We start from the raw sequence: 24,918 nt of genomic DNA, 5'->3' as shown, positions 1-24,918 counted from the left end.
TTGTTATCAGAGACGTAACACTTTAAGGCAGGGATGACGTACACCCCAGCTCGTTTACTTTAGGGTGAAATTAGTCTGCTTGTTAAAAAAAACTGCCGATGTGATCAGCTAACTGCATTTCAAACCTCATATTTGGAACGTTAGCTTCTGGGTGTTCTTAACAGCACGCGAGTAATAGCTTACGCGTATTCTCCGGCGTCATTTCCACGGGGTTTCCGCCTGTGCTGGGATCACTTAGGGCTCCCGCAACTACGCGATCAATATCAATATCTGCAATACCAAGCGCGGTCAGCGATTTTGGAATATGCAACGAGGCGTTAAGGTCATCCACAAATGCGCAAAATCCATCAAAACCGCTTTGAATGTTAAGATAGTTTGCCGCGGCGGATAACTTTTCCTCAATAGCGGCTTTATTGAATTGCAAAACAGCCGGCATACAAACCGCGTTCGTTGTGCCATGATGCGTGTGATACATGGCCCCGATCGGATGCGATAAGGCGTGAATGGCGCCCAGACCTTTTTGAAAGGCTGTCGCCCCCATCGCCGCGGCAGACATCATATGCGCCCGCGCTTCAAGGTCGCTGCCATCCGCATAAGCGCGGGGCAAAAAGGTTTTAACAAGCCGCATGCCTTCCAGGGCCATGCCCTGCGACATCGGATGGTAATGGGGCGAACAAAACGCTTCAACGCAATGCGCAAACGCATCCAAGCCAGTGCCAGCTGTGATGAACTTTGGCATTCCAACCGTTAGTTCTGGATCACAAATTACCACGCTTGGCAAAAATTTTGGGTGGAAAATGATTTTCTTTTCTTCGGTTATGGAATTGGTAATCACCGAGGCGCGGCCCACTTCTGACCCTGTTCCAGCCGTGGTTGGTACGGCCACAATTGGTGCAATTGCATCGGCATCTGCGCGTGTCCACCAATCTCCGATATCTTCGAAATCCCACAAAGGGCGCGTTTGACCCGCCAGAAACGCGACCAGCTTTCCCAGATCAAGTCCCGAGCCTCCTCCAAAAGCCACAACTCCGTCATGTCCGCCTTCCTTAAAGGCGGCAACGCCTGCGGCGGCATTTTTTTCATTCGGGTTTGGATCCACATCCGCAAAAAGGGCCCGGCCAAGGCCAGCGGCCTCAAGCAGGTCTAAAGCCCGGGTTGTGATATCCATCTTGGCCAAGCCACGATCCGTGATCAAAAGTGGTTTTTTTATTCCGGCTGCCGCGCAGGCTTCGCCGATTTCAGAAATGCGGCCCGCACCAAAGCGAATGGCGGTTGGATAAGACCAGTTTGCAACGATGCTCATGATTCTAGACCTTCTTGAAATGATACGATTTAGGACGTGTTAAATTGTGAAATCCGATAACGGATAACCCGCCACCACGGCCAGTATCTTTACATCCGGTCCAGCACAGGGCTGGGTCAAGATAATCGGCGCGGTTTAAAAAAACGGTTCCCGTTTCGATTTGATCGGCGATGATTTCGGCGCGGCCCCTGTTTTGCGTCCATAATGAGGCCGTCAATCCAAAATTGCTATCATTCATAAGCGCTATTGCCTCTGCATCGTTTTTAACAGGCATGATCCCCACCACGGGGCCAAAACTTTCTTCGCGCATGATGCGCATGTCATGGCTTACATTGGTAAGAATTTGAGGCATCAGATAGGCCCCATCATCTTCCGGGAAAGCTTCGGGTTTGATTTGGGGCGTGGCACCTGCAGCGATGGCCTCTTTGGTTTGTGCGCGGACCAGATCGGCAAAGCGGGTTTGAGCCATCGGACCGAGCGTTGTTTCTGGATCAAGCGGGTGTCCCAGCTTATAGCCATTTACGATGGCAACGGCTTTTTCAACAAAGCTCTCAAACAACGCTTCCTGCACATAAATACGTTCGATGCCGCAGCAGCATTGCCCGGAATTGAACATCGCACCATCGATCAGCGTGTCTACGGCAGCGTCTAGATGAGCGTCTTCCATCACATAGCCCGGATCCTTTCCGCCAAGCTCTAAGCCAAGACCGGTAAATGTGCCGCTAGCGGCGCTTTCCATCGCTTTGCCACCTGAAACGGAGCCGGTGAAGTTGACAAATCCAAAGGCGCGCTCCGAAATTAACGCTGATGTTGTCTCATGATCTAAAAAAAGGTTTTGAAATACATCTTTTGGCACGCCGGCACCGTGAAAGGCTTGCGCAAGACGTTCGCCCACCAAAGGGGTTTGCGAAGCGTGCTTTAAGATCACTGCATTTCCGGCAATAAGCGCGGGTGCAATGGTGTTGATTGCGGTCATGTAGGGGTAATTCCACGGCGCCACCACCAAAACCACGCCATGCGGTACGCGCTTGATAACGCGGCGAAACGCATCACTGTTTTCGATTTCTATATCCGCCAATGCGTCTTGGGCAATCTGTGCCATATAGGAGGCGCGCTCGTCAAACCCTCCAAACTCACCGCCATAGCGGATAGGGCGCCCCATTTGCCAAGCCAGTTCAGGAACGATCTCGTCATTCATCGCGCCAATGGCCGCCACACCTGCTTGGACCAGCGAAATCCGCTCGCTTAAAGAACGTTTTGCCCAGTCGCCTTGCGCTGTTTTCGCGGTATGAGCCGCGGCTTTCGCATCGGCATAGGCAAGCGTTTGACGCGAAACATAAATCGATCCGTCAATCGGTGAAATACATTGAATGGTCATTTTCTTAAGCCCTTTCAAAACCGCGCGCGATTTCCCAATCGGTGACGACGCGGTCAAATTCTTCTTGCTCCCATTCGGCGGCGCGGGTGTAGTGATCGACAACCGCCTCTCCCAAGCACTCTCGTAGGAATGTTGAATTGCGCAAGGTTTCGGTTGCGGCGCGCAGGGTTTGCGGAATATCCGCGGCCTGTGTTGCGGCATAGACATCACCGGTCGTGGCCGGGGGCAGCGACAATTCATCCTCGATCCCCTTAAGGCCAGCGGCCAACATCACAGCTTGCGCCAGATAAGGGTTCAAATCTGATCCACCGATCCGACATTCAACGCGGATGCCTTTTGTACCTTCGCCGCATAACCGAAATCCGGCTGTACGATTGTCAACCGACCAGACGGTTTTTGTCGGCGCGAAAGTGCCTTTGGCAAAGCGTTTATAGCTGTTGATGTAAGGCGCAAGAAAATAGGTGTAATCGGGTGCGTATTTGATCAAACCGGCCATATAATGGCCCATCAATTTTGACATGCCATGCGGGCCTTCGCCGTCATAAAACGCGGGTGCCCCGTCTTTCCACAATGATTGATGAACATGGCTGGATGAGCCAACTCGATCCTTGTGCCATTTGGGTAAAAAGGTTGCCGCGCGGCCATTTTGCCAGGCGATCTCTTTGATCGCATGTTTCGCGATGGAATGGTAATCGGCGCAATCCAAGGCCGGTGAATAGCGGATGTTCAACTCTTCTTGCCCAGCCTCTGCTTCCCCTTTCGAATTTTCAACCGGCAAGCCGGCCTTGTAAAGGTGGTTGCGGATTGGGCGCATAACACCCTCTTCCTTCGTGGTCTGTAAAATATGATAATCTTCGTTATAGCCGCTGATGGGCTCTAGGTTTTGAAAGCCGTCTTTGCGTATGTCATCAAAGCTTTTTTCGAACAGGAAAAATTCAAGCTCGGTTGCCATTTTGGCATCTAGCCCCATCGCATTTAGGCGTGTGATCTGCTTTTTCAGCATGGCCCGGGGGGCATGCGCTACCTCCTCATGCGTGTGGTGATCCAAAATATCGCAGAGCACAAGCGCGGTTCCCTCTAGCCAAGGAAGCAGGCGGATGGTCGAGAGGTCTGGCTTCATTACGTAATCGCCATAACCGGTTTCCCAGCTTGTTGACGCATAGCCATCCGGGGTGGCCATTTCAAGATCCGTGGCCAATAGGTAATTACAACAATGCGTTTCTTCGAAAGAGGTTTCCACAAAATTGGCGGCATGGAAGCGCTTTCCCATCAAACGCCCTTGCATATCAACAAAACAGGCCAGAACGGTATCTATCGTGCCGTCTGCGACTTGGTTTTTTAAGGCTTCAAAGGTAAATTGTCCGGGCATAAAGATATCTTTCGTTGAGGGTAGGGGGCAGCGCATTGCTGCCCCTTTGTGATCGATTAGCCGTAGCGGTAAGGACGACCCGCTTTAACCATATCGGCATTATATTTCTTAAAGATATCAACAACGCGACGTTTGGTTTCGCTTTCCGCCGCAATTTCTTCCCAAAACTCTTGGGCAGCCGTTTCAACCGTTGCCCATTCCTCATCTGGGATCGTGGTCAGCTGGAGCTTTGTTCCATTGACGCGCAGGTTGGCCTCACCGCCCCAATACCACCATTGGCGGTAATAATGCGATTGATCACAACACACGCGGAACAGCGTCTGCAGGTCTTCGGGCAATTCATTCCAGCGCTCCATATTGGCAAAGAAGGATCCTGCCCAAGCGCCTGAAATATTATTGGTTAGGAAGTAATTGGTTACATCAGCCCATCCCACGGTGTAATCTTCCGTGATACCAGACCATGCGATCCCATCAAGCTCGCCGGTTTGCACTGCAACTTCAATGTCTTCCCAAGGCAAGTTCACAGGAACAACGCCAAACTGGCTAAGGAAACGCCCCGCAGTTGGAAAGGTAAAGATCCGTTTGCCTTTCATGTCATCTAAGCTGCGGATTGGATCTTTGGTGGCAAAGTGGCAGGGATCCCAAGAGCCTGCAGAAATATGCTTTACGCCAACGGCAGAATATTCCTCATCCCAAATTTCGTTTAAGCCATATTGGTTAAACAGCACTGGCACATCAAGAGAATAGCGCGATCCGAAGGGGAAATAGCCCCCAAACACGGTTACTTCGGTGGGCGAGGCCATCGAATCATCATCGGATTGAACGGCATCAATCGTGCCGCGCTGCATGGCTTGGAACAATTCACCCGTGGGCACCAGCTGATCGGCAAAGAACAATTCGATTTGCATCCGGTCGCCAGCAATTTTGTTGAACATATCAATCGCGGGTACGATTACTTCCGCCGCGAGAGACGCACCGGCATAGGTTTGCATCCGCCATTTAATGGTGCTTTGCGCCAGTGCCGGAGTGGCAAGGGCCGCAGGTGCAGCGATCGCTGCGCCTTGAATAAACTTACGTCTGGTAGTCATGTCAGTCTCCTTGGTTGGGTTGCGACCACGTTTGACGTGGTTCTGTTAAGGTTGGTTATAAACATAATCAGGAAGCCAGGTGGCGATGCTTGGGAAAATCATGATCAATATTAGCGCACAGACCATAATCAAAACAAAGGGCGTAATAGAGGCATAGATGTCTTTTAAGGAAATTTCTGGTGGCGCCATCGCGCGCATCAGAAAAAGGTTATAGCCAAAAGGCGGCGTCATATAAGCGATCTGAGTGGTGATGGTGTAGAGAATGCCATACCAGATCAAATCAAAGCCCAAAGCGCCCACCAAAGGAACATACAGCGGTGCAACGATCACCAGCATCGCCGTGTCATCCAAAAAAGTGCCCATCAATATAAAACTGAGTTGCATCAGGATTAGAATCATTAACGGGCTTAAATTTAGACGCTCGGTGAACACGCTTTCGATTGCTTTAACGGCGCCAAGCCCGTCAAATACCGCCCCAAAGGCCAGCGCCGCCAAAATAATCCACATGAACATGCAGGTGATCCCAAGCGTGTTTCTAATTGAGTTTTCAAATACTTCTCTAGTCATGCGGCCTTTTAGGATTGCGGCAAGGAAGGCAGCCATCGCCCCTATAGCTGAACTTTCCACCAGCGATGTCCAGCCATTTACAAAGGGCACCATCATGACGGCAAAGATCATCACCGGCAGCAATCCAGCCCGCAGAAGCCGCATCTTTTCGGCCTGAGGAATATCGCGCTCGCTGGCATCCAGAACAGGGCCAAGTACGGGGTTTATACGGCACCGCACAGTAATATAGAGGATGAATAAAGCCGCCATCATCAATCCGGGTATGACACCGGCCAACCAAAGCTGTCCAACCGGTTGACGTGCAATCATCGCATAGAGCACCAGAACCACCGAGGGCGGCACCAAAATACCAAGGCTAGAGCCGGCCTGGATCACGCCGGTGACCATGCGCTTATCATAACCTCGTTTCAAAAGTTCGGGCAGCGCAATCGTCGAGCCGATCGCCATACCGGCAACGCTGAGCCCATTCATGGCTGAAATCAGCACCATTAATCCGATGGTTCCGATCGCCAAACCGCCGCGAAGGCCGCCCATCCAAACGTGGAACATTCTGTAAAGATCATCCGCAATTTTACTTTCTGACAGCACATAACCCATAAAAATAAACATAGGCAGCGTCAGCAATGGGTACCATTTCATCAATTTCATCGCGGCAGAGAAGCCTATGTCAAAACCGCCTTTATCCCCCCAAAGCAGCAATGCGGCAGCCACCGCAACAAACCCGATGGCGCCGAACACCCGCTGCCCTGTAAGCAGCATCAGCATCATGGTGGAAAACATCAGCGTGGCGATCATTTCATACGGCATCAGATGGCTTCACCCTTAACGCGCAGAATATCTTTGAACAATTCTGACAGGCATTGCAGCAGCATTAAAAACATGCCTACGATCATCAAAGCTTTGATGGGCCACATGTAAGGGCGCCAAGCCGTTGATGAGCGCTCCATCCGGCCGATTTCTTCAGCGCCGGTGAGCAATCCTGCAAAAAACGAGAACGGCTCGGTGCCCCAATATCCCAATGAATAGGCCGTGGAACTGATTGCGCCATAAAGCAGAACCCCAAGATAGAAGATCAAAAACAAAACAGTCAGCAAATCAAACCAAGCTTTTTTGCGCAAAGACCACGTGCCGTAAAATAAATCCATGCGCACGTTCGATCCCATTTGTAGGGAATAAGGCCCCCCTAAAATATAGTAGGCCACCATGGTAAATTGGGCCATTTCTAACGTCCATAAAGAGGGTAAGAAAAATGTTTTGCTGATCGAAGACCATAATAAAATGCCCATCAAAACAAAAATACCGTACATCACGATACGTCCAATCCGCAAATTGACCCCGTCAATCGACGCAATATAAAGCTGCATCAGGCGCGACATTGTACATCTCCGGGCACGCCTAAGCGGCTGCAGGCGCGATCAATCCATTTCGCGATCATTTTTGCCACGGTGTTTTGTTGATCGTCTGTTGCGATTAAATCATTGCGGATTTCTAGCATAACGTTGAGATGGCCGCGCGAAATCGCGTGTTCTTGCAGGGTATGTGTTACGCCGTCCTCAGGCCCATAAGGGGCGTTACGCTTTATATTTTTGTCACGTTCTTCGTTGGAAATATCCAGCATTGCATCCGCAAGCCGGGTATCCGAATCGTGTAAAATGCCTATTTTCAAGGCTCTTGGCTTGCCAAAATAAACGGGCGTAAAGCTATGAACCGTTACCAAAATGGGATCAGGTCGCCGCATCATGGCTTGATGCAATTGTTCGCGAAAAGGTTCATAAAACAACTTGACTCGCTGTGATTTTTCGGTGGCGGAAAGATCTTTATTTCCGGGGATATCGATCAACTCGCTGCGCGTTGGCATGGCGCTTGTCGCGCTTGGAGGGCGGTTACAGTCATATAATAAGCGCGATGCTTGGCTGGCCACCAAAACTGCGTTCAATAGGTGAGATAGCTTTTGTGCAACACCTAAAGCCCCTGGATCCCAGGCCGCATGGCTGCTCTGGTCTTCCGCGGTCAGACCCAAAGCGTTGTAGGCAGCAGGAATGTAAGAAGAGGCGTGCTCGCAGGCCAGCACAATAGAGGAAGCGCCAGATGGGTTTATCGTGGCAACGTAGTCGTTGAAATATTCAATCGGCGTGCTGGTCATGATTCCTCTTTCACAGACAAGGCTCTTGCCAAAACAAGCTTCTGTCAACACAATAGTGATAATATATTACCCAGCACTTTAATTGTGTTATTTATTTATCAAAACTGCAGGGGCGCGCCAATGACTGAAGCCAGTTTAACAATTTCGGATCGCATTCAGAACAAGCTTGATGATTTAACGCGCGCAGAGCGGCAATTGGCGCATTCTATTCTTGAGAATTACCCTGCCTCAGGTTTGGGGCCTCTCAGCGCTTTGGCGAAAGATGCGAAAGTGTCTGTTCCAACTGTTGCCCGTATGGTGCAAAAACTTGGCTTTCAAGGTTATCCTGAGTTTCAAACAGAGCTGCGCAAAGAGCTTCGGGCAAAGGTGAAAAGCCCCATTGCAAAACATGATGCTTGGTCAGAGGGGGCGCCTTCAGAACATTTGTTGAATAGGTTTACCGAGTCGGTGATTGATAATATCCGCCATACGCTTGGACAAATTGATTCTGTTGCGTTTGATGAAGCCTGCCGTATCGCGGCCGACACAAACCATCATCTTTATATTGTTGGGGGGCGAATTTCGCATATTTTGGCGGAGTATCTATTTTTACATATGCAGCTTATCCGACCCAAAATTACGCATATTCAATCGACGTCGAATACCTGGCCTCATTACTTGCTTGATGTCAAAGCGGGGGATGTCTTCATCATTTTCGATATGCGTCGTTATGAAAACAATACGCTGAAACTGGCAGAAATGGCCTATGATAAAGGCGCGAAAATTATATTATTCACCGATCAATGGCGTTCGCCGGTTCATCGGATGGCGGAGCAAAGTTTTGGCAGCCGCATCGTTGTGCCTTCGGCGTGGGATTCTGCGATCACGCCGTTGCTCTTGCTGGAAACGATGATTTCTACCGTTCAAGCCATCACTTGGGGCGATACAAAAGATAGGATGGAGGCGCTTGAAGAGATGTTTGACCAGACGAAGCTTTTTCGAAAATTTACGTGATGATATGGCAAGGTAAAATACAACCTCAATCGTAAGCTTATATTAGGAAGCCGATCTTGTGCCCTGATCAGCACAGCGCGTGCAGAGCGGGTGAACCCTTTTAAACCTTCTGGCGCAATGAAGGCTACGAAATAAATTTTCGTAATTTACATGGTTTGGTTTTCAGAAGGTTTTTTAGGGGATAAAAAATCGCTCAAAAAATTGACGGTTTTTTACATTTTAAGGCCGTTTGAGAATCTATTTATTGACCAAATGATCAAATAACGTGATGGTTGCGTATTACCTTAGAGGGAGAAATTTATGAATATTTCACAAAAAATGGGGCGGCGGTTGTTTACCACTGCAGCGCTCGCCGTGGGATTGCTGGCAAGCGCCGGGACTGTTGCCGCGGAAAAAGTTAAGGTGGCCGCGATTTATACTTTGCCCGTCGAACAGCAATGGATAAGTCGCATTCATAAGGCTTTAAACACTGCCGCCGAAAGCGGAACCATCGAATATACGTTTTCAGAAAACGTGGCCAATACGGATTATGAGCGGGTGATGCGCGAATATGCCGAACAAGGACATGATTTGATTGTTGGCGAGGTGTTTGGCCTTGAGCGGGCCGCGCGTAAAGTGGCGAAAGATTATTCGGAAACCGCGTTTTTAATGGGCTCGTCTTTCGGCCCCGTGGCACCGAACTTCTCGGTGTTTGACAATTGGATACATGAACCTTCTTATTTGACGGGCATGGTCGCCGGCTCGATGACCAAATCAAATATGATTGGCATGGTGGGTGGCTACGCTATTCCTGAGGTAAACCGCTTGATGCATGCTTTCATGGATGGCGCACGCGCAGTGAACCCGGATGTGAAGTTCCTCGTGAACTTTATTGACAGCTGGTATGATCCGCCCAAAGCCAAAGAAAGCGCGTTTGCGATGATGGATGCGGGTGCTGATATTATGTATGCAGAACGCTTTGGCGTTGCGGATGCTGCCGTAGAGCGCGGAGTAAAAGCGATTGGGAATGTGATTGACACGTCCGGTGATTATCCTGGAACGATTTTGGCATCGGCGATTTGGCATATGGAAGCAACCATAGATAAAGCCATCGCCAAGGTGGCCTCAGATGATTTTGAGGCGGCTGATTATGGACAATATAGTTTCATGGCCTTTGGCGGTGGATCTATGGTTCTAGATGAAGAACTGGTACCGGCTGATGTTGCTGCCGCGGTGAAAGCCACCGAAAAAGACATTCTCAACGGTCTGTTTCGTGTGAATGTGAATGATGCGCGACCCGCGTCTGACGGATAAAAGAGCGGGCCGGCCCGTATAGAGGGCCGGCCTTTTTTACAATGCATTCTGATAAAATATTAGCCCTAAAAGGCCTGTCCAAAACCTTTGGAACCATCGCTGCTAATTGCGATGTTGATCTTGATCTGCACCGCGGAGAGATATTGGCATTGCTGGGTGAAAATGGGGCTGGAAAAACCACTTTGATGAATATGTTGTTCGGACATTACATGCCGGATGCGGGGCAAATCGAAGTGGCCGATGCCAATCAACGGTTTTTACCGCTCACGCTCGGGCATCCTCAGGCGGCGATTGCCGCGGGGATTGGTATGGTGCATCAACATTTCACCTTGGCCGAAAATTTGGATGCGGTTGATAATATTATGTTGGGGGCTGAACGTCTCACCTTATTGCCAAGAAAACGCGCCGCCGCTGAAAAGAAGATCCGCGCGATTATGGCCGAAAGCGGTCTGACGGCGCCTTTAGATGTTGCTGTGGGTAAATTGACGGTGGGCGAACGTCAGCGCGTTGAAATTTTAAAAGCCCTATATCGCGATGTAAAAATACTCGTTTTGGACGAGCCAACCGCCGTTTTAACGCCGCAAGAAGCGGATACGCTGTTTGAAAACATTCGGGCCATGGCGCAGAACGGGCTATCGGTTATTTTTATTTCGCATAAATTGCGTGAGGTTTTGTCATTTTCGCATCGCATCACCGTTTTGCGCCATGGCAAAAATGCAGGAGAAATTAAAACCGATCAGGCAGATGAGCAACAAATTGCGCGACTGATGGTGGGGGCGGAAACGCCATCCCATACCCGTGAAACGCAAGCAAATGGACCGGCGATACTGCGGTTCAAGGGGGTTTCTGTGAAAGGGCGCGCCCGGCGCGACAGTTTGCAAAATGTTGACCTGACCGTTTTCTCTGGTGAAATCCTAGGGATCGCAGGCGTCTCGGGCAATGGCCAAACAGCCTTGGCCGGCGTGATCTCTGGCATGCTCTCGGTCGAGAGCGGAGAGGTCTTGATAGAAGACCAACCTCTGTTGGATATTACCCCCGCCGCGATGATTTCGCGCGGCGTTGGGCGCATTCCAGAAGATCGCCATCGGGATGGAATTGTGGGATCGATGAGTGTTGCTGAGAATATGGTTATAGAGCAGTTGGACGATCCGACCATACAACAAAACGGATTGCTGCGGCGCGATGCGATCCGCGATTATGCCGAGACGCTATCGTTAGAATATGACGTGCGGGGGCCAGGGGCGCAGGCTTCGGCGCGCTTGTTATCAGGCGGCAATATCCAAAAATTGATTTTGGCGCGGGTTTTTGATCGCAGTCCCAAGCTTATTCTCGCAAATCAACCCACTCGCGGTTTAGATATGGGGGCAGCCTCTGAGGTGGCGCGGCGGCTTCTTGAGGCCCGCGGCCGTGGCGCCGGTATTGTTCTGATATCCGAAGATTTAGACGAAATTCTGAAGCTGTCTGATCGCATTTTAGTGGTTCATGATGGCGCGTTTTCCACCGCAAAAACGCGTGACCGCGCGCAATTGGGTTTGATGATGGCAGGGCAGGCGGCATGATCCGAATTGAGGCCAGAGACTCTGCTTCATCTTTTATGAAACTGGGCATTCCTGTCCTGTCTGCGTGCGTGGCGTTGCTCTTGGCAGCAATTCCGTTGATGTTTGCAGGCGCCCCCGTTGGGGCTTCATACGTGCAGATGTTTATGGGCGTTTTTGGTTCAAAATTTGCGTTTTCCGAAATGCTCACGCGCGCCACGCCGTTGATATTTACGGGGCTTGCCGCCGCCTTGGCCTTTCGGGCCAAACTGTGGAATATCGGTGCGGAAGGCCAGCTTTATTTGGGTGCTTTGGCCGCAGCAGCGATTGGCACAGGGGTGCTGGATATTTCAGGGCTGCTGTTGATCCCAGTGATTATTCTATGCGGCTGTGCTGCTGGTGCCTTTGGCATGGCGGTGCCCGCGGCGCTTAAAATTCGCTTTGGGGCAGATGAGGTGGTCACCACATTGCTGCTGAATTTTATTATCTTAATTTTTCTGCAATATATGTTAGAGGGGCCGCTAAAAGATCCGATGGGTCTTGGCTGGCCGCAGACAGCGCCCATCTTGGATCAAGGCATGTTGCCGCCTTTGATGGAGCGTATGCGCATTCATTACGGGTTTGTTATCGCGCTGATCTGCGCCGCCGTGGCGCAATTTATGCTATTGCGGTCGGTTTGGGGGTTCAAATTGCGCGCGGTTGGTGAAAATCGAAATGCAGCCGGACATGCAGGCATACCGGTCAATCGAAGCTTGTTGACAGCGGCAGCTATTTCGGGCGCCCTGGCAGGATTGGCGGGTGTAAGCGAAGTAGCCGGATTAAAAGGCTATCTGACCGCAGATCTATCCCCAGGTTTTGGCTATACAGGCATTGTTGTTGCGATGCTTGCGGGGTTGTCTCCCGGCGGGGTGGTCGTGTCGGCGCTTTTTATCGCCTCAGTCTTTGTGGGGGCCGATAGCATGAGCCGCGCTATGGGAGTTTCATCCTATCTTGCCGATCTGGTTGTGGCAACGGCCTTACTTTGCGTTTTGGTTGGTGGCTTTGTGGCACGTTATAAAATTGTGTGGGTGCGCCGACAGCTGGAGCGACGTTGATCATGGATATTCTTCAAATTTTGCTCAGCGAAAGCTTTTGGTCTGCCTCGATCAGGATCGCAACTCCGCTTATCTTTGGCGTTTTGGGCGCATTGATTTGCGAAAAATCTGGTGTTTTGAATCTTGGTATCGAAGGTATTTTCGTGGCTGGTGCAATGGTCGGCTGGATGGCAGTTTGGTTGGGCGCTGGCTTATGGGGTGGGGTGTTAGCTGCCGCGCTTGCAGGGGCGTTTTTTGGGTTTTTGCATGGCATTTTAACGGTCCCGCTGGGCTTAAGCCAGCACGTATCGGGCTTGGGCATCACGCTTTTTGCCACCTCCGTCAGCTATTTCTCATACCGTACGGCGCTTCCAACCGTGTCGTCACCGCCGCGTATTACGCCCTTTCGAGCGCTGGATATTCCGATTTTGTCGGATTTGCCTTTCATTGGTCCGATTTTGTTTCAACAAACAGCGCTTACGTTCTTGGCGCTTTTTTGCGTTGCCGTGGTTTGGTACATTTTCAACAAAACCGCACTGGGTGTTGCTTTAAAGGCGGTTGGCGACAATCCAAACTCGGTGGATGCGCAAGGATTAAGCGTTTATGCGCTGCGCATTGGAGCCGTGATGGCCGGATCGGCTTTGATGGCGCTTGGCGGCGCGTTTTTAACGATGTCTGCCTTTGATGCATTCTTTTTTGGAATGGTAAATGGGCGTGGCTGGATTTGCATCGCATTGGTTATTTTCGCCAGTTGGCGGCCCGGAAAGGCCCTTTTGGGGGCGGTTTTATTTGGGGCCTTTGATGCTTTGCAGGTACGCCTTCAAACCGAGGTGGGCGCGTCTGTGCCCAGCCAAGTTTTTCTAGCGGCTCCTTACGTCTTATCAATCTTTGCGCTTGTGATCGCGGCCAGAAGCGCGGATTATCCACGGGCTTTGTTAACCCCTTGGTTTAAAGGCCAACGCTAGGAGCTGGTATGTTTGATTTATTGGTAAAGAATGCGGTTCTACCAAACGGGCGCAGTGGCGTGGATATTGGGTGCAAAGGTGATCGCATTGCGGCGGTAGAGCGCGATATCTCAGCCGAGGCTCGGCAGGTGATTGAGGCCGAAGGCTGCTTGCTTGCGCCGCCGTTTGTCGATCCGCATTTTCATATGGACGCCACGCTTTCTTTAGGCACGCCTCGGATGAATATGTCGGGTACATTGCTTGAAGGCATTGAGCTTTGGGGGGAGTTAAAGGCGGTGCAAAGCATCGATGATATCATTGAGCGGGCGCTGCGCTATTGTGATTTGGCGGTTTCAATGGGCATTGGGGCAATCCGCTCGCATGTGGATACTTGCGATCCAAACTTAACCGGTGTGCAGGCGCTTTTAGAGGTGCGCAACCGGGTAAAAGGTTATCTGGATTTGCAGCTGGTTGCCTTCCCGCAAGATGGGGTGCTGCGCGATCCCGCAGCGCTTGAACGCACCATTCGGGCTTTGGATATGGGGGTGGATATCGTGGGTGGTATCCCTCATTTTGAACGAACGATGGCCGATGGCGCGGCATCGGTGCGGATATTGTGCGAGCTTGCCGCTGAGCGCGGGTTGAGGGTGGATATGCATTGCGATGAAAGCGATGATCCGATGAGCCGACATATTGAAACTTTGGCCTTTGAAACGCAGCGCCTTGGACTGCAAGGGCGGGTTGCCGGGTCGCATCTGACATCAATGCATTCTATGGATAACTACTATGTGTCCAAGCTTATCCCACTTATTGTTGAGGCCGGCATTGGCGTCATTCCTAATCCTTTGATCAATATCATGCTGCAGGGCCGGCATGACAGTTACCCAAAGCGGCGTGGCCAAACGCGGGTACGCGAGCTGCGGGATGCGGGGGTGACGGTTGGCTTTGGTTCGGATTGCGTGATGGACCCTTGGTATTCTTTGGGCCGGGCAGATATGCTGGATGTGGCGTTTATGGGTTTGCATGCGGGTCAATTATCAAGCCGTGAGGATATGGCCTGGTGCTTCACCGCAATCACTGAAAATTCAGCACAAATAATGGGGCTTGAGGGCTATGGTATCGAAAAAGGCGCCTTCGCAGATTTCAACTTGCTGCAAGCGAAAGACAGCATTGAGGCGATTAGATTGCGAGCACATAGATTGAGGGTTGTGCGGCGTGGTAAAATTATCGCGCGCAACGCGCCGCTAAGCAGCGAAATGGATTTGCCCGGTCGCCCCACAACCATTGATCCGTCAAGCTTTGCCCCTAAATCTTGATCCAAAGGGCGACGTATTCAGAGGTTTAAAATTATAACCCTTTCTCTGCCCTATACTTGAAAAGCGGTTAACGCATTGCAAAGCGCCTTTTCTTGTTTTGTGGCTTTGAAAAAGCGTATGGTTAAGCCTTGGTGGTTTGGCACCCGAAGGGTATGAGATGAAACAAATTATTTATATGCTTTTTCTTTACGTTTTCAGCTTTACTCAAGCGGTTGCGCTCAGCTGCGTTCGGCCTGATGTTGTCGAACGTTATCTAAACAGTGTTCATAGCGAACATAGCGTGGTTATCTTAAAAGGAACTATATCCTTCAAACAACCGGTTTGGAAAAAACAGCAGACATTTGAAACCTTGACGACGCAAGGGCAGTTTGATGGTTTTATGCTTCATCATCGTGGATTTGAAATTCCGTATTCAGAACCGATCACGTTGATTTTTGAGTGTTTTGCGGAATGGTGTGGCAGTCTTGCGGCTGAGGAAGAAATTATTGCTTTTGCCGCAGTGGAAGATTTTGAACTTAGATTGCGCGTTCAACCCTGCAATTTTACTGTTTTCCCGGTAGAGTTCGGTGAAAATGCGCAACGCTTGCTTGGGTGCCACCTTCAAGGGCAATGTCATTGAAACGCGTTGCGCGGCCTCACCGACAAACACTGTCATAATTCTTGATCTACGGCCCCGTTTGAGTGGAGTCTTTTGGTTTTTAAATGCTATTCAAAAACCCTCATTGGCGGCGTATTTTTTGAAATATCTCAGTGCGTTGGCGGGTGTGTTTGGTATGTCGCGCTAAATATCCTTTTCCGGATTGCAGTACAAAAACAGATGGCAGGCCAAAAAAAGCTTCCCAAAGTCTAGGCTTTATTAGACCGCATGGTCAGAGCGGACTGATAGGCCGCAAGTTTCAAGCCGGGCTAAAGCTTTGGAGACGGGCGTTTAGGAGGATGCGTGTGCCTCGTACTTTGCCGCTGGCATCCTAGTTTTTAGCCTTTTACCATGAAATGCAAGATTTACCGGTGTGGCACTAGCTTGCCAATAAAGCTGTATTTCCGCCTGCAGCTGTAGTGTCAATGCAAACCGAACGCTCTTTCATGAGCCAGGTCTCAAAGGTTTCATCCATCAAAAGGGGTACGATTGCCCCGTCTCGGGTGCTTAAAGCCTTGCGGATATGACGCCCATCTGGGCCCGAATATACCACCGCATCCAATTGTGGCACTGCGCTTAGGTCCTGTGAACTTATATCCGCTGCAATCGCGCAGCACCCCAAGGCCAAGGCGCGCTTGGCCAGCTGCTCGGCACCAGGCCCCAAGCAAAGCACCCGTTGCCGAGGAGTAAGGTGGTATTGATTTAATTCGCCGGTAGGCCCCGGCAGGTTAATGGGTTTTGACCCTGAAAAGGCGGTTTGCTCTTGGTGTTGAAAGGCGCGCGCAACTTGTGCTGCGTTCATTTTAGGTGGTTTGCTTGTGGCCGATTTCAAAAGCGTTTGTTTTGCAAATCTCGCCACATAATGGGGGCCGCCCGCTTTGGGGCCAGTGCCGCTTAATCCGTGCCCCCCAAAAGGTTGAGAGCCGACAACCGCGCCGATCTGATTGCGGTTGATATAAAGGTTTCCAACATCGATCTGAGCGATGACGCGTTGCACGCGTTCATCAATGCGGCTGTGAAATCCGAAGGTAAGCCCAAAACCACAGCCGTTAATATCGCGTATCACGCGGTCTAAATCCTTTATATCAAAGCTTGCAAAATGCAAAACCGGGCCAAATATCTCTTCTGGAAGGTCCTGGATTCCGGCGACAGATAGAACGGTTGGCGCCACAAAACAGCCTGTTTCGGGGGCGCTTGCGGCGAACAAAACGTGGCTCTCTTGAATATATCGAGTGATCTTTTCTTGAGAGGCTTGATCTATAACCGGGCCAATATCACAGGAGGCCTCTGCCGGGTCCCCAATGCAAAGCGCGCGCATTGCTCCAAACAACATGTTTTTAAAAGCCTCGGCTATATCTTGTTGCACGTAAAGCATGCGCAAGGCAGAGCAGCGTTGGCCAGCCGATTGAAACGCGCTGATGATCACATCCCTTACAGCTTGCTCAAGCAGCGCCGTACTGTCGACGATCATCGCATTTAAACCACCGGTTTCCGCGATTAGCGGAATATGGGGGGGCAGGTGCCGCGCCATGAGGCGATTGATGGTTTGAGCGGTTTTGGTTGAGCCGGTGAAACAAACACCTGTAACTTTATCCGAACTGCATAAGCAGGCACCTAATTTGGGACCATCGCCTGCGAGCAGGTGTAACGCCGCAGCTGGAACGCCGGCTTTATGCATCAATTCGGTGGCAAAATATGCAATCATACTGGTACTTTCTGCGGGCTTAGCCAAGACTGCATTACCGGCCGCCAAAGCTGCCGCAATCTGCCCGGTGAAAATTGCCAATGGAAAATTCCAAGGGCTGATGCAGGTGAAAACGCCGGCCTCTGCATCGGAAAGCACCTCTGACTGACACGCATAATAGCGCAGAAAATCAACGGCCTCGCGTAATTCGCCAATGCAGTCGGGCAGAGTTTTGCCTGCTTCCTGCGTTAAAAGAGCAAAAAACTCTTCTGCATGGTCCTCAAAGAGATCAGCGGTCCTGCGTAAAATAGTGGCGCGTTCGCGTGATGCTACCCCCCAAGGCTGCGCAGCATTTATTTTTTCTTGAGTCTGCTCTGGCGATAAAAATCGCACTTGCCCTAGGCTTTTGCCGGTGGCCGGATTATGCACCTGCCGGATAGCGCCCTCTTGGCCGAAGGACCATCTTCCTGGCGTGGTTCTGGCGCTTTGTAATCTTTCCAGAAGGTCTGGATTTGAAAGATCATAACCGGTTGAGTTTTGTCTCTCTGGGGCAAAAAGATCTTGGGGGTGTTTCAGGGCAGGGCCAGACATGCCTAATTTGTCAAACGGATCCGCAGCTACCAATCTGGATGCAACACTGGCATCAAAAATTTGATTTACAAAAGATGAGTTCGCCCCATTCTCCAGCAATCTACGTACCAAATAGGCCAGAAGATCGCGGTGTTGCCCGACCGGCGCATAGACCCGACAGGGCGTGCCAATTGTGTTCGTAACTTGAAGATGTAAGGCTTCCCCCATGCCGTGTAAGCGTTGAAATTCAAAATCTGTCACTTGCTTTTTCTGAGCTAGATGCAAAATCGCAGCGATTGTATGCGCATTATGCGTGGCAAATTGCGGATAGATCCGGTCTGACATATCGAACAGTTTGGCGGCGCAACAAATAAAACTTATATCGGTGTGATGCTTGGCGCTGTAAACGGGAAATCCGGGAAGCCCTTCGGCTTGCGCCAGTTTTATCTCGCTATCCCAATAGGCGCCTTTGACAAGCCGTACCATGATACGCCGATTCAGATGCTTCGATAGTGCATAGAGCCAATCAATAACAAAGGCGGCGCGCTTTCCGTAGGCTTGCACCACCACGCCAAACCCATCCCAATCGGCCAAACTTGGATTTGATAAAACGCGTTCAATCACGTCTAAGGATAAATCCAGCCTGGCGGCCTCTTCTGCATCGATATTCATGCCAATATTTGCCGATTTTGCCAAGACAGCTAAAGACAGCAGGCGCGGGGCCAATTCTGATAAAACCTGCTGGCGGTGAAGCGGGTCATAATTGGGGTGAAGGGCGGATAATTTGATGGAAAGACCGGGATTTAAACGTGGGTCTGAGCTGGTTGCGGCTTTGGCGATTTGCGCAATCGCATCCGCATAGGCCATATGATAGGCTATCGCATCCTGCTCATGCATCGCAGCCTCGCCCAACATGTCATAACTGTGATAAACCGTGCTGGCGCGGGCTTTGCGGGCGCGTTTGAGCGCGCCTTGGATCGTTTCTCCAAGTACAAATTGTTGACCCATTTCGCGCATAAGATGGGCCACTGCCTGCCGGATGACAGGTTCGCCTAAGCGCTTTACCGCCACGCGTAACAAGCTTACGATACCCTGTTCCGGAACGCTCAAAACTTTTCCTGTGAAAAACAAAGCCCAAGATGAAGCATTGATAAATTTTGACGGGCTTTCCCCCAAATGTTTGCGCCATTGTGAGGGCGCAATTTTATCTTCGATTAAGGCGTCGATGGTTGTGCCATCAGGCACACGAAGAAGCGCTTCTGCCAAGCACATCAAGGCCACACCCTCTTCAGATGATAGGCCATATTCCATCAAAAATAATTCCATGACCGACGGATGGGCGCTTTTTCGTAATTGGGTGACCATCTCCGTCGCATGCCTTGCGATTTTGGTGCGATCGGTTTGGCAGGACGCAAGCGGCAGCAGATCTTTTAACGCCTCTTCATCCCTGATGAAACTTGCCGCGCGGATTTTGGCTCTTAGGTTTTGCATCGTCCATCCTCTTTAGAGCGTTGAAGCATTCCATAAAGGTCACGCGGATCATCTGGGTCGGCCAAAAGATCTAAGTTTTGGTAATACTCAGTTTTTTGGATTTGATCGTAAACATAACGCAGGGCTGAGAAATCTTCAGTGGCAAAGCCAACGCTGTCGAATAAAGTGATTTGATCAACCGCGCAGCGGCCCGCTGCATCGCCTCGGATAACTTGCCAAAGTTCAGTGGCGGGGTGATCATGTGCAAGCGTTTGAATTTCGCCTTCTATTCGGGTTTGTGGCAAATACTCGACAAAAACATCAGACCGCAGAAGGATATCGCGATGCAGTTCTGTTTTGCCCGGGCAATCACCGCCTATCGCGTTAATATGTATTCCGGCTCCAACCATATTATCGGTCAAAACTGTTGCGTTTTGTTTGTCTGCGGTGCAAGTGGTGATAATATCAACACCGGTCACAGCTTGCTCGGCACTCGCACAGATCGTGATATTGAATCCTAATTCGCCAAGGTGCTGTGCGGTTTTTTGCGTGGCCAGTGGATCAATGTCAAAGAGGCGTATTCTGGTTATGCCAAGCATTTCGTGAAAAGCGATTGCTTGAAATTCGCATTGGGCTCCTGCGCCAATCATTGCCATTATGCGTGCAGATTTGGGCGCCAAATAGCGCGCGGCAAGCGCGCTTGTTGCGGCCGTGCGCAAGGCCGTCAGGAGGGTCATTTCTGACATCAACACAGGATAGCCGTTAGACAAATTTGCCAACACGCCGAACGCCGTTACGGTTTGCAGGCCTCGAGCCGTATTTCCAGGATGACCATTAACATATTTAAATCCATATTGATGCCCATCCGTCGTCGGCATAAGCTCGACAACGCCGTCCTGCGCATGCGCTGCAACGCGCGGTGTTTTGTCAAATAATGGCCAACGGTTGAAATCCTCTTCTATGTAAGCGGCAAGGCCAATGATCATTTCATTGACGCCGACTTCATGGATCAGACGCATCATATTATGCACCGACACAAAAGGCACCATGGCCCGCGGGGAGGGGCAAGAAACGTTCATATCATTCACCCTTTTTGTGGCGTTTCAAGGTTTTTTGACCCAAAAGAGAACCTACGAGATCGCAAAGCAACGCGGCTGTCTTGCCTTCAACATCCAAATATGGATTCAACTCGGATAGCTCGAGCGAGGTTGCTAGACCGCTGTCACAGATCATATCCATGATCAGATGCGCCTCTCTGCCGCTGGCTCCACCTGGAACGGTTGTTCCAACAGCCGGCGCAATTTCTGGATCTAAGAAGTCAACATCGAGGCTAATATGCAACCGGCCCTTGGCTGCTGCGACCCGGTTTAGAAAGTTGGTGATGGGTTTCACAACGCCAAGCGCGTCTAGGCGCTGCATATCATAGACGTCTAAACCCAGCTCATTGATGACATGATGCTCCGCGTCATCCACCGATCTAAGCCCCATCATACAGATATTGGCCGGGTCAATTGGCACCGCAAGCGGCGGAAATATATCGGCGAAACTGTGCAAGCCTAATGCATAGGCCATTGGCGTGCCGTGAAGGTTACCGCTGAGACTGCTCGACAATGTGTTTAAATCAGGATGGGCATCCAACCAAAGAACAAATTGGGTTTGGTCCGCGTGCGCGGCAGCTTGCGCGATCCCACTAAGCGTGCCGGCCGCTATCGAGTGATCGCCGCCCAAAAAAATTGGAAAGCTATCCTGCATAGCGAGATCAAAAGCCAAGGCTTGTATATGCTGCGTCCAAGCCACTATTTCGGGAAGTTTTTTCAAATGCGCGGGCCCCGCTGCTGGCGCAATGGAAGAAGGCCGCGCCATGTTGCCCAAATCGTTCACCACTCGTCCGAGGTCGCTGATAACCTCGCAAAGCCCTGCGGTTCGAAGAGAATCCGGGCCCATTAAACATCCGCCACGGCCGGCTCCGGCCTCAACCGGCAATCCCAAAATTGTGAAATGCTTGGACATCAGTTGATCCATTGATTGTAAGATAGGAAGAAGATGTCAGCTTCTGGCTTGACCAATAAGCTAAATTATTGTTCAAAAAGTCGATAATTTGTAAAAAATGTTCATAGGTTTCATCAAAATGATGAGTATAGATGAAGTTGATAGAAAACTACTTGCCCGGTTAAAGATTGATGGGCGGGCCTCGGTAACCACATTATCGGGTGTATTGGGCTTGGCGCGTGGCACGGTGCAAAGTCGTTTAACGCGTCTGATTGAGGCACGGGTGATTAAGCGTTTTACGGTGGAATTAAATGCGCCAGAGGCGCATGATTTGGTCTGCGCGGTAATGATGATTGAAGTGCGGGGGAATACGGCCAATTCGGTTCAAAAAGCCTTGAAACGGATGCCTGAGATCACTTCGCTGCATCGAACCTGTGGCGTGTGGGATTTGGTGGTAGAGATCGAAACCACCAATCTGGTTGAGTTTGATGGTATATTGGCGCGTATTCGAGAGTTGCCGGGCGTTTCAAATTCCGAAACCTGTCCGTTGTTGCGCCAGATCGGTTAGGTTGCGGGGCATTGTGCTGGGCTTTAAGCTCCCTGCACCGTTATGGGTTGCCGAAAATTTGCGGAAACGTAATCTTTTGTTTTGCACGTCATTCGGATTTCCGAAGCGCGCTCTGCGCTACTTTTGCGAGGGGGGTATGCCGAGCAAGAAGTTGATCGCTGATCCTAAATGCGAAGATTTGCTTACCGTGAGGCGCATTTTTAAAGTCGAGCCGTTGGTTTGTCAGATCCTCCTCGCCACTCTTTCAAAAACGCAATGGCGTTCAAATCCAAACTCCGTCATTCAAATCTGACGTTTTAAGTTTCAAAGCCGCAACATGCATCAAGCTAAAGCATTTTTGGGGCGGCGTTTAACAGCATCCGGGTATAGTCTTGCTTCGGATTTGTGAATAACTCATTCGGGCTTGCTTCTTCGACAAGCGCGCCTTTGTTCAACACGCCTATGCGGTTTGCGACGCTCGACACCACCGCCAAATCATGCGTGATAAACAAATAAGTGAGGGAAAATTCTTTTTGAAGCGATTTAAGAAGGTTTAAAACCTGCGCCTGAACGGAAACATCCAATGCAGAGGTTGGCTCATCACAGATAATAACTTCAGGTTGCGAGGACAGGGCGCGGGCAATTGAAATACGTTGTCTTTGCCCACCGGAAAATTCATGTGGATATTTTTTAGCGTCGCTTGGTGAAAGCCCAACTTGCTCTAAAAGTTCATCCACGCGTTTGGCTTGATTTTTTGCGCCTTGGATAAGATCAAAACTTTGAATCGGTTCCGCTAAAATATCACCAACGCGCCAACGCGGATTTAGGCTGGCATAGGGGGATTGAAACACCATTTGAATGCGTCGCCGCATCGATTGTTGGCTTTGTGGGCTTAAGTTTCGATCGTTTAAATTGTGATTGTCGAGGGTGATGGTTCCTGCCGAAGGCGCAAGCAGACCCACTGCCATTTTGGCAATCGTTGATTTTCCGGAACCGCTTTCTCCGACCAAGGCGTAGGTGGTGCCTTTCTCAACGCTGAAACTGACATCATTCACCGCGGTCAGAAACCGTTTGGGCCGGAAGGTTAATTGCCGCACAATCCACGGGTCTGACAGGTCATAACGGCGGGTCAGATTTTTGGCGGTTATGAAACTCATATCCCTTGTCTCGTTTCTTCCAACAGCCAGCACGCCGCAGCATTGTTCATCATCGGAGGGCGTTCCTGGCTACATTTCAAGGTTCCTTGTGTGCAGCGGGGATGAAAGGCGCAGCCTGTCGGAATTGCGTCTAATTTAGGCATGGAGCCAGGGATTTGATAGAGGCTTTGCCCAAATGAAGAGGGGTCGATTTTGGGTGTTGAGGCCACCAAACCTTGCGTATAGGGGTGTTTTGAAGATCTTAAAACTTGGTTCGTGCTGCCAATTTCAGCAAGGCGGCCCGCATAGAGCACGCCAACCCTATCGGCGGTTTCTGAAATCACGCCCATATCATGCGTGATTAAAATAATCGAAGTGCCGCGGCCGCGACATAGCTTTTTCAACAGTTCCAAAATTTGCGCCTGAACCGACACGTCAAGAGCGGTGGTGGGTTCATCTGCAATAATGAGCGACGGCTCTGGGGCAAGGGCAAGGGCGATCACCACGCGTTGGCGCATGCCTCCTGAAAACGTATGTGGATAAGCATTCAATCGTTCTGGGTCGATCCCCACTTCGATCAGGCCTTTGCGGGCTCTGTCGATTGCCTGCGCCCGCGACATCTTCTTATGCCGCAAGATGGTTTCAACCAATTGATCGCCAATTTTCTTTAACGGGTTTAGGCTGACCAATGGATCTTGGAAGATCATTGAAATTTCGCATCCGCGCAATGTTTCCGGGTTTTGATCTATCCGTTGGCCCTTAAACCAAATTTCGCCCTTTGACAGGCGGCCCGGCGGATCGATCAAGCCTAAAATCGCCGCACCCATCATTGATTTTCCAGCGCCAGATTCCCCCACCAGCCCCAATATTTCACCCGGTTGCACGTCAATCGACAAATCATCGACTGCTTTTAAAGCACCGCGACGGGTTTTGAATTCTACGCTGATATTTTTGACCTCAAGCAATGGCTGCGTCATTATTTTAACCTCGGATTCAATTTGTCGCGCAGCCAATCGCCAAATAAGTTGACGGAAAGCGCCAAGGCCAAAAGCGTGCTGGCAGGAAACAACAAAATCCACCATTCGCCGGAAAATAGAAAATCTTGGCCAACGCGGATTAGTGTGCCAAGGCTTGGCTCTGTGCGTGGCGCGCCAACCCCTAAAAAGGACAGCGTGGCTTCGGCGATAATCGCCAAAGCCAAGGTGATCGTGGCAATCACCAAAACGGGGTTCAAAACGTTGGGTAAAATATGTCTGATCATGATTTGCCACCGGTTCAAGCCTATTAAACGTGCTGCTGCGATATATTCTTTTTCCTTTTCAACCAGAGTTGATCCGCGCACTGTGCGCGCAAATGGAACCCATTCAGACAGGCCAATAGAAACGATCAATACGGTGATGGCCATCTCATCGCGCAATTCTGGTGGTAAAATTCCACGCGCCACCCCAAAGATGAGCATCGCAATTAAAATCGAGGGGAAAGTCATTTGGATATCCGCAAAGCGCATGATCAAATTATCCAGCCAGCCCCCCATATAGCCAGCGATCAAGCCGAGCAAGACGCCCATCACGGTGGCGAGGGCAACAGCCATTGCCCCCACGAAAAGCGAGATACGCAGCCCGTAGAGAATTGCAGAAAATAAATCGCGGCCTTGATCGTCAGTGCCCATCCAAAACACATCTCCGGTGAAAAGATTTGGCTCCATCGGTGGGGTGAACCCGTTCATAAGGTTTAGGCTGGCGGCGTCGAAAGGATTGGTTGGTGCTATAACACCTGCGAAAACAGCCGAGAGGATTAGAAACAAAACGATTAAAAACGATACCAGTGCAACAGGGCTGCGCACGAAATCATAAAAAAAATCAGAAGCAAAGAAACGTTTCATA

The 24,918-nt window shown here is 50.5% G+C and carries 21 protein-coding genes; 8 read left to right on the top strand and 13 right to left on the bottom strand.

Features of this window, described 5'->3' with window-relative positions; translation table 11 throughout:
- Positions 1 to 157: 157 nt before the first annotated feature.
- From UM181_15915 to UM181_15885, 7 genes are read right to left on the bottom strand one after another with little or no spacing between them, the layout of a single operon-like run.
- On the bottom strand, positions 158 to 1,303 hold the full coding sequence (locus UM181_15915) for an iron-containing alcohol dehydrogenase (protein WQC62779.1): 1,146 nt from the start codon (positions 1,301 to 1,303) through the stop codon (positions 158 to 160).
- A 4-nt stretch (positions 1,304 to 1,307) separates the two neighbouring features.
- A complete protein-coding gene (locus tag UM181_15910) occupies positions 1,308 to 2,681 on the bottom strand; it encodes an aldehyde dehydrogenase family protein (GenBank protein ID WQC62778.1) in 1,374 nt (457 codons plus the stop codon).
- Between the two features lie 4 nt (positions 2,682 to 2,685).
- The gene (locus UM181_15905; GenBank protein WQC64782.1) at positions 2,686 to 4,050 is read right to left on the bottom strand and encodes a glutamine synthetase family protein; all 1,365 of its coding nucleotides are present in this window, start codon (positions 4,048 to 4,050) and stop codon (positions 2,686 to 2,688) included.
- Positions 4,051 to 4,106: 56 nt separating this feature from the next.
- Positions 4,107 to 5,138 carry a TRAP transporter substrate-binding protein gene (locus UM181_15900; GenBank protein WQC62777.1) on the bottom strand — a complete coding sequence of 344 codons (1,032 nt, stop codon included), beginning with the start codon at positions 5,136 to 5,138 and terminating at the stop codon, positions 4,107 to 4,109.
- A 45-nt stretch (positions 5,139 to 5,183) separates the two neighbouring features.
- Complete coding sequence (locus tag UM181_15895) at positions 5,184 to 6,512, bottom strand: TRAP transporter large permease subunit (GenBank protein ID WQC62776.1); 1,329 nt, start codon at positions 6,510 to 6,512, stop codon at positions 5,184 to 5,186.
- Complete coding sequence (locus UM181_15890) at positions 6,512 to 7,081, bottom strand: TRAP transporter small permease subunit (protein WQC62775.1); 570 nt, start codon at positions 7,079 to 7,081, stop codon at positions 6,512 to 6,514. The genes UM181_15895 and UM181_15890 overlap by 1 nt, the downstream gene beginning before the upstream one ends.
- Complete coding sequence (locus UM181_15885; protein ID WQC62774.1) at positions 7,069 to 7,848, bottom strand: N-formylglutamate amidohydrolase; 780 nt, start codon at positions 7,846 to 7,848, stop codon at positions 7,069 to 7,071. Before UM181_15885 ends, UM181_15890 begins: the two co-directional genes overlap by 13 nt.
- Positions 7,849 to 7,968: 120 nt before the next feature.
- On the opposite strand from UM181_15885, the gene UM181_15880 reads away from it, so the two are divergent.
- The 7 genes from UM181_15880 (at position 7,969) to UM181_15850 (ending at position 15,621) form a co-directional block, all read left to right on the top strand.
- Positions 7,969 to 8,841, top strand: a complete 873-nt coding sequence (locus tag UM181_15880) for a MurR/RpiR family transcriptional regulator (GenBank protein ID WQC62773.1) — start codon at positions 7,969 to 7,971, stop codon at positions 8,839 to 8,841.
- Positions 8,842 to 9,141: 300 nt separating this feature from the next.
- The gene (locus UM181_15875; protein ID WQC62772.1) at positions 9,142 to 10,134 is read left to right on the top strand and encodes a BMP family protein; all 993 of its coding nucleotides are present in this window, start codon (positions 9,142 to 9,144) and stop codon (positions 10,132 to 10,134) included.
- A 41-nt stretch (positions 10,135 to 10,175) separates the two neighbouring features.
- Entirely contained in the window at positions 10,176 to 11,693 is a 1,518-nt protein-coding gene (locus UM181_15870; protein WQC62771.1) for an ABC transporter ATP-binding protein, read from the top strand.
- Positions 11,690 to 12,763 carry an ABC transporter permease gene (locus tag UM181_15865; protein WQC62770.1) on the top strand — a complete coding sequence of 358 codons (1,074 nt, stop codon included), beginning with the start codon at positions 11,690 to 11,692 and terminating at the stop codon, positions 12,761 to 12,763. The genes UM181_15870 and UM181_15865 overlap by 4 nt, the downstream gene beginning before the upstream one ends.
- A gap of 2 nt (positions 12,764 to 12,765) precedes the next feature.
- Complete coding sequence (locus UM181_15860; protein WQC62769.1) at positions 12,766 to 13,707, top strand: ABC transporter permease; 942 nt, start codon at positions 12,766 to 12,768, stop codon at positions 13,705 to 13,707.
- 8 nt (positions 13,708 to 13,715) lie between these two features.
- Positions 13,716 to 15,002: an amidohydrolase family protein gene (locus tag UM181_15855; protein WQC62768.1), complete on the top strand. Its 1,287-nt coding sequence runs from the start codon at positions 13,716 to 13,718 to the stop codon at positions 15,000 to 15,002.
- Positions 15,003 to 15,159: 157 nt separating this feature from the next.
- Positions 15,160 to 15,621: a hypothetical protein gene (locus UM181_15850; protein ID WQC62767.1), complete on the top strand. Its 462-nt coding sequence runs from the start codon at positions 15,160 to 15,162 to the stop codon at positions 15,619 to 15,621.
- 397 nt (positions 15,622 to 16,018) lie between these two features.
- Here UM181_15850 and putA read toward each other — a convergent pair whose 3' ends face one another.
- Genes putA through rocF form a run of 3 tightly spaced genes read right to left on the bottom strand, consistent with a single transcriptional unit; the run spans position 16,019 to position 21,385 of the window.
- Positions 16,019 to 19,384 (bottom strand): bifunctional proline dehydrogenase/L-glutamate gamma-semialdehyde dehydrogenase PutA, encoded by a 3,366-nt coding sequence (gene putA, locus UM181_15845; GenBank protein ID WQC62766.1) that lies wholly within the window; start codon positions 19,382 to 19,384, stop codon positions 16,019 to 16,021.
- The gene (locus UM181_15840) at positions 19,372 to 20,442 is read right to left on the bottom strand and encodes an ornithine cyclodeaminase (protein WQC62765.1); all 1,071 of its coding nucleotides are present in this window, start codon (positions 20,440 to 20,442) and stop codon (positions 19,372 to 19,374) included. The genes putA and UM181_15840 overlap by 13 nt, the downstream gene beginning before the upstream one ends.
- A gap of 1 nt (position 20,443) precedes the next feature.
- Positions 20,444 to 21,385 (bottom strand): arginase, encoded by a 942-nt coding sequence (gene rocF, locus UM181_15835; GenBank protein ID WQC62764.1) that lies wholly within the window; start codon positions 21,383 to 21,385, stop codon positions 20,444 to 20,446.
- Between the two features lie 106 nt (positions 21,386 to 21,491).
- On the opposite strand from rocF, the gene UM181_15830 reads away from it, so the two are divergent.
- On the top strand, positions 21,492 to 21,920 hold the full coding sequence (locus UM181_15830) for an Lrp/AsnC family transcriptional regulator (GenBank protein ID WQC62763.1): 429 nt from the start codon (positions 21,492 to 21,494) through the stop codon (positions 21,918 to 21,920).
- Between the two features lie 326 nt (positions 21,921 to 22,246).
- On the opposite strand, the gene UM181_15825 is transcribed toward UM181_15830, so the two are convergent.
- The 3 genes from UM181_15825 to UM181_15815 are packed head-to-tail and all read right to left on the bottom strand — an operon-like array spanning position 22,247 to position 24,917.
- The gene (locus UM181_15825; protein WQC62762.1) at positions 22,247 to 23,056 is read right to left on the bottom strand and encodes an ATP-binding cassette domain-containing protein; all 810 of its coding nucleotides are present in this window, start codon (positions 23,054 to 23,056) and stop codon (positions 22,247 to 22,249) included.
- Complete coding sequence (locus tag UM181_15820) at positions 23,053 to 24,012, bottom strand: ABC transporter ATP-binding protein (protein WQC62761.1); 960 nt, start codon at positions 24,010 to 24,012, stop codon at positions 23,053 to 23,055. Before UM181_15820 ends, UM181_15825 begins: the two co-directional genes overlap by 4 nt.
- Positions 24,012 to 24,917 (bottom strand): ABC transporter permease, encoded by a 906-nt coding sequence (locus tag UM181_15815; protein WQC62760.1) that lies wholly within the window; start codon positions 24,915 to 24,917, stop codon positions 24,012 to 24,014. Before UM181_15815 ends, UM181_15820 begins: the two co-directional genes overlap by 1 nt.
- Position 24,918 lies beyond the last annotated feature (1 nt).

The organism is Alphaproteobacteria bacterium US3C007, from assembly GCA_034423775.1.
Lineage (GTDB): Bacteria > Pseudomonadota > Alphaproteobacteria > Rhodobacterales > Rhodobacteraceae > Thalassovivens > Thalassovivens spotae.
This window is presented reverse-complemented; position numbering and strand designations above follow the sequence as displayed.

Excerpts from the sequence above, each read along its gene's own strand:
- UM181_15915 (WQC62779.1), bottom strand. The coding sequence starts at position 1,303 with ATGAGCATCGTTGCAAACTGGTCTTATCCAACCGCCATTCGCTTTGGT.
- UM181_15910 (WQC62778.1), bottom strand. The coding sequence starts at position 2,681 with ATGACCATTCAATGTATTTCACCGATTGACGGATCGATTTATGTTTCG.
- UM181_15905 (WQC64782.1), bottom strand. The coding sequence starts at position 4,050 with ATGCCCGGACAATTTACCTTTGAAGCCTTAAAAAACCAAGTCGCAGAC.
- UM181_15900 (WQC62777.1), bottom strand. The coding sequence starts at position 5,138 with ATGACTACCAGACGTAAGTTTATTCAAGGCGCAGCGATCGCTGCACCT.
- UM181_15895 (WQC62776.1), bottom strand. The coding sequence starts at position 6,512 with ATGCCGTATGAAATGATCGCCACGCTGATGTTTTCCACCATGATGCTG.
- UM181_15890 (WQC62775.1), bottom strand. The coding sequence starts at position 7,081 with ATGTCGCGCCTGATGCAGCTTTATATTGCGTCGATTGACGGGGTCAAT.
- UM181_15885 (WQC62774.1), bottom strand. The coding sequence starts at position 7,848 with ATGACCAGCACGCCGATTGAATATTTCAACGACTACGTTGCCACGATA.
- UM181_15880 (WQC62773.1), top strand. The coding sequence starts at position 7,969 with ATGACTGAAGCCAGTTTAACAATTTCGGATCGCATTCAGAACAAGCTT.
- UM181_15875 (WQC62772.1), top strand. The coding sequence starts at position 9,142 with ATGAATATTTCACAAAAAATGGGGCGGCGGTTGTTTACCACTGCAGCG.
- UM181_15870 (WQC62771.1), top strand. The coding sequence starts at position 10,176 with ATGCATTCTGATAAAATATTAGCCCTAAAAGGCCTGTCCAAAACCTTT.
- UM181_15865 (WQC62770.1), top strand. The coding sequence starts at position 11,690 with ATGATCCGAATTGAGGCCAGAGACTCTGCTTCATCTTTTATGAAACTG.
- UM181_15860 (WQC62769.1), top strand. The coding sequence starts at position 12,766 with ATGGATATTCTTCAAATTTTGCTCAGCGAAAGCTTTTGGTCTGCCTCG.
- UM181_15855 (WQC62768.1), top strand. The coding sequence starts at position 13,716 with ATGTTTGATTTATTGGTAAAGAATGCGGTTCTACCAAACGGGCGCAGT.
- UM181_15850 (WQC62767.1), top strand. The coding sequence starts at position 15,160 with ATGAAACAAATTATTTATATGCTTTTTCTTTACGTTTTCAGCTTTACT.
- putA (WQC62766.1), bottom strand. The coding sequence starts at position 19,384 with ATGCAAAACCTAAGAGCCAAAATCCGCGCGGCAAGTTTCATCAGGGAT.
- UM181_15840 (WQC62765.1), bottom strand. The coding sequence starts at position 20,442 with ATGAACGTTTCTTGCCCCTCCCCGCGGGCCATGGTGCCTTTTGTGTCG.
- rocF (WQC62764.1), bottom strand. The coding sequence starts at position 21,385 with ATGGATCAACTGATGTCCAAGCATTTCACAATTTTGGGATTGCCGGTT.
- UM181_15830 (WQC62763.1), top strand. The coding sequence starts at position 21,492 with ATGATGAGTATAGATGAAGTTGATAGAAAACTACTTGCCCGGTTAAAG.
- UM181_15825 (WQC62762.1), bottom strand. The coding sequence starts at position 23,056 with ATGAGTTTCATAACCGCCAAAAATCTGACCCGCCGTTATGACCTGTCA.
- UM181_15820 (WQC62761.1), bottom strand. The coding sequence starts at position 24,012 with ATGACGCAGCCATTGCTTGAGGTCAAAAATATCAGCGTAGAATTCAAA.
- UM181_15815 (WQC62760.1), bottom strand. The coding sequence starts at position 24,917 with ATGAAACGTTTCTTTGCTTCTGATTTTTTTTATGATTTCGTGCGCAGC.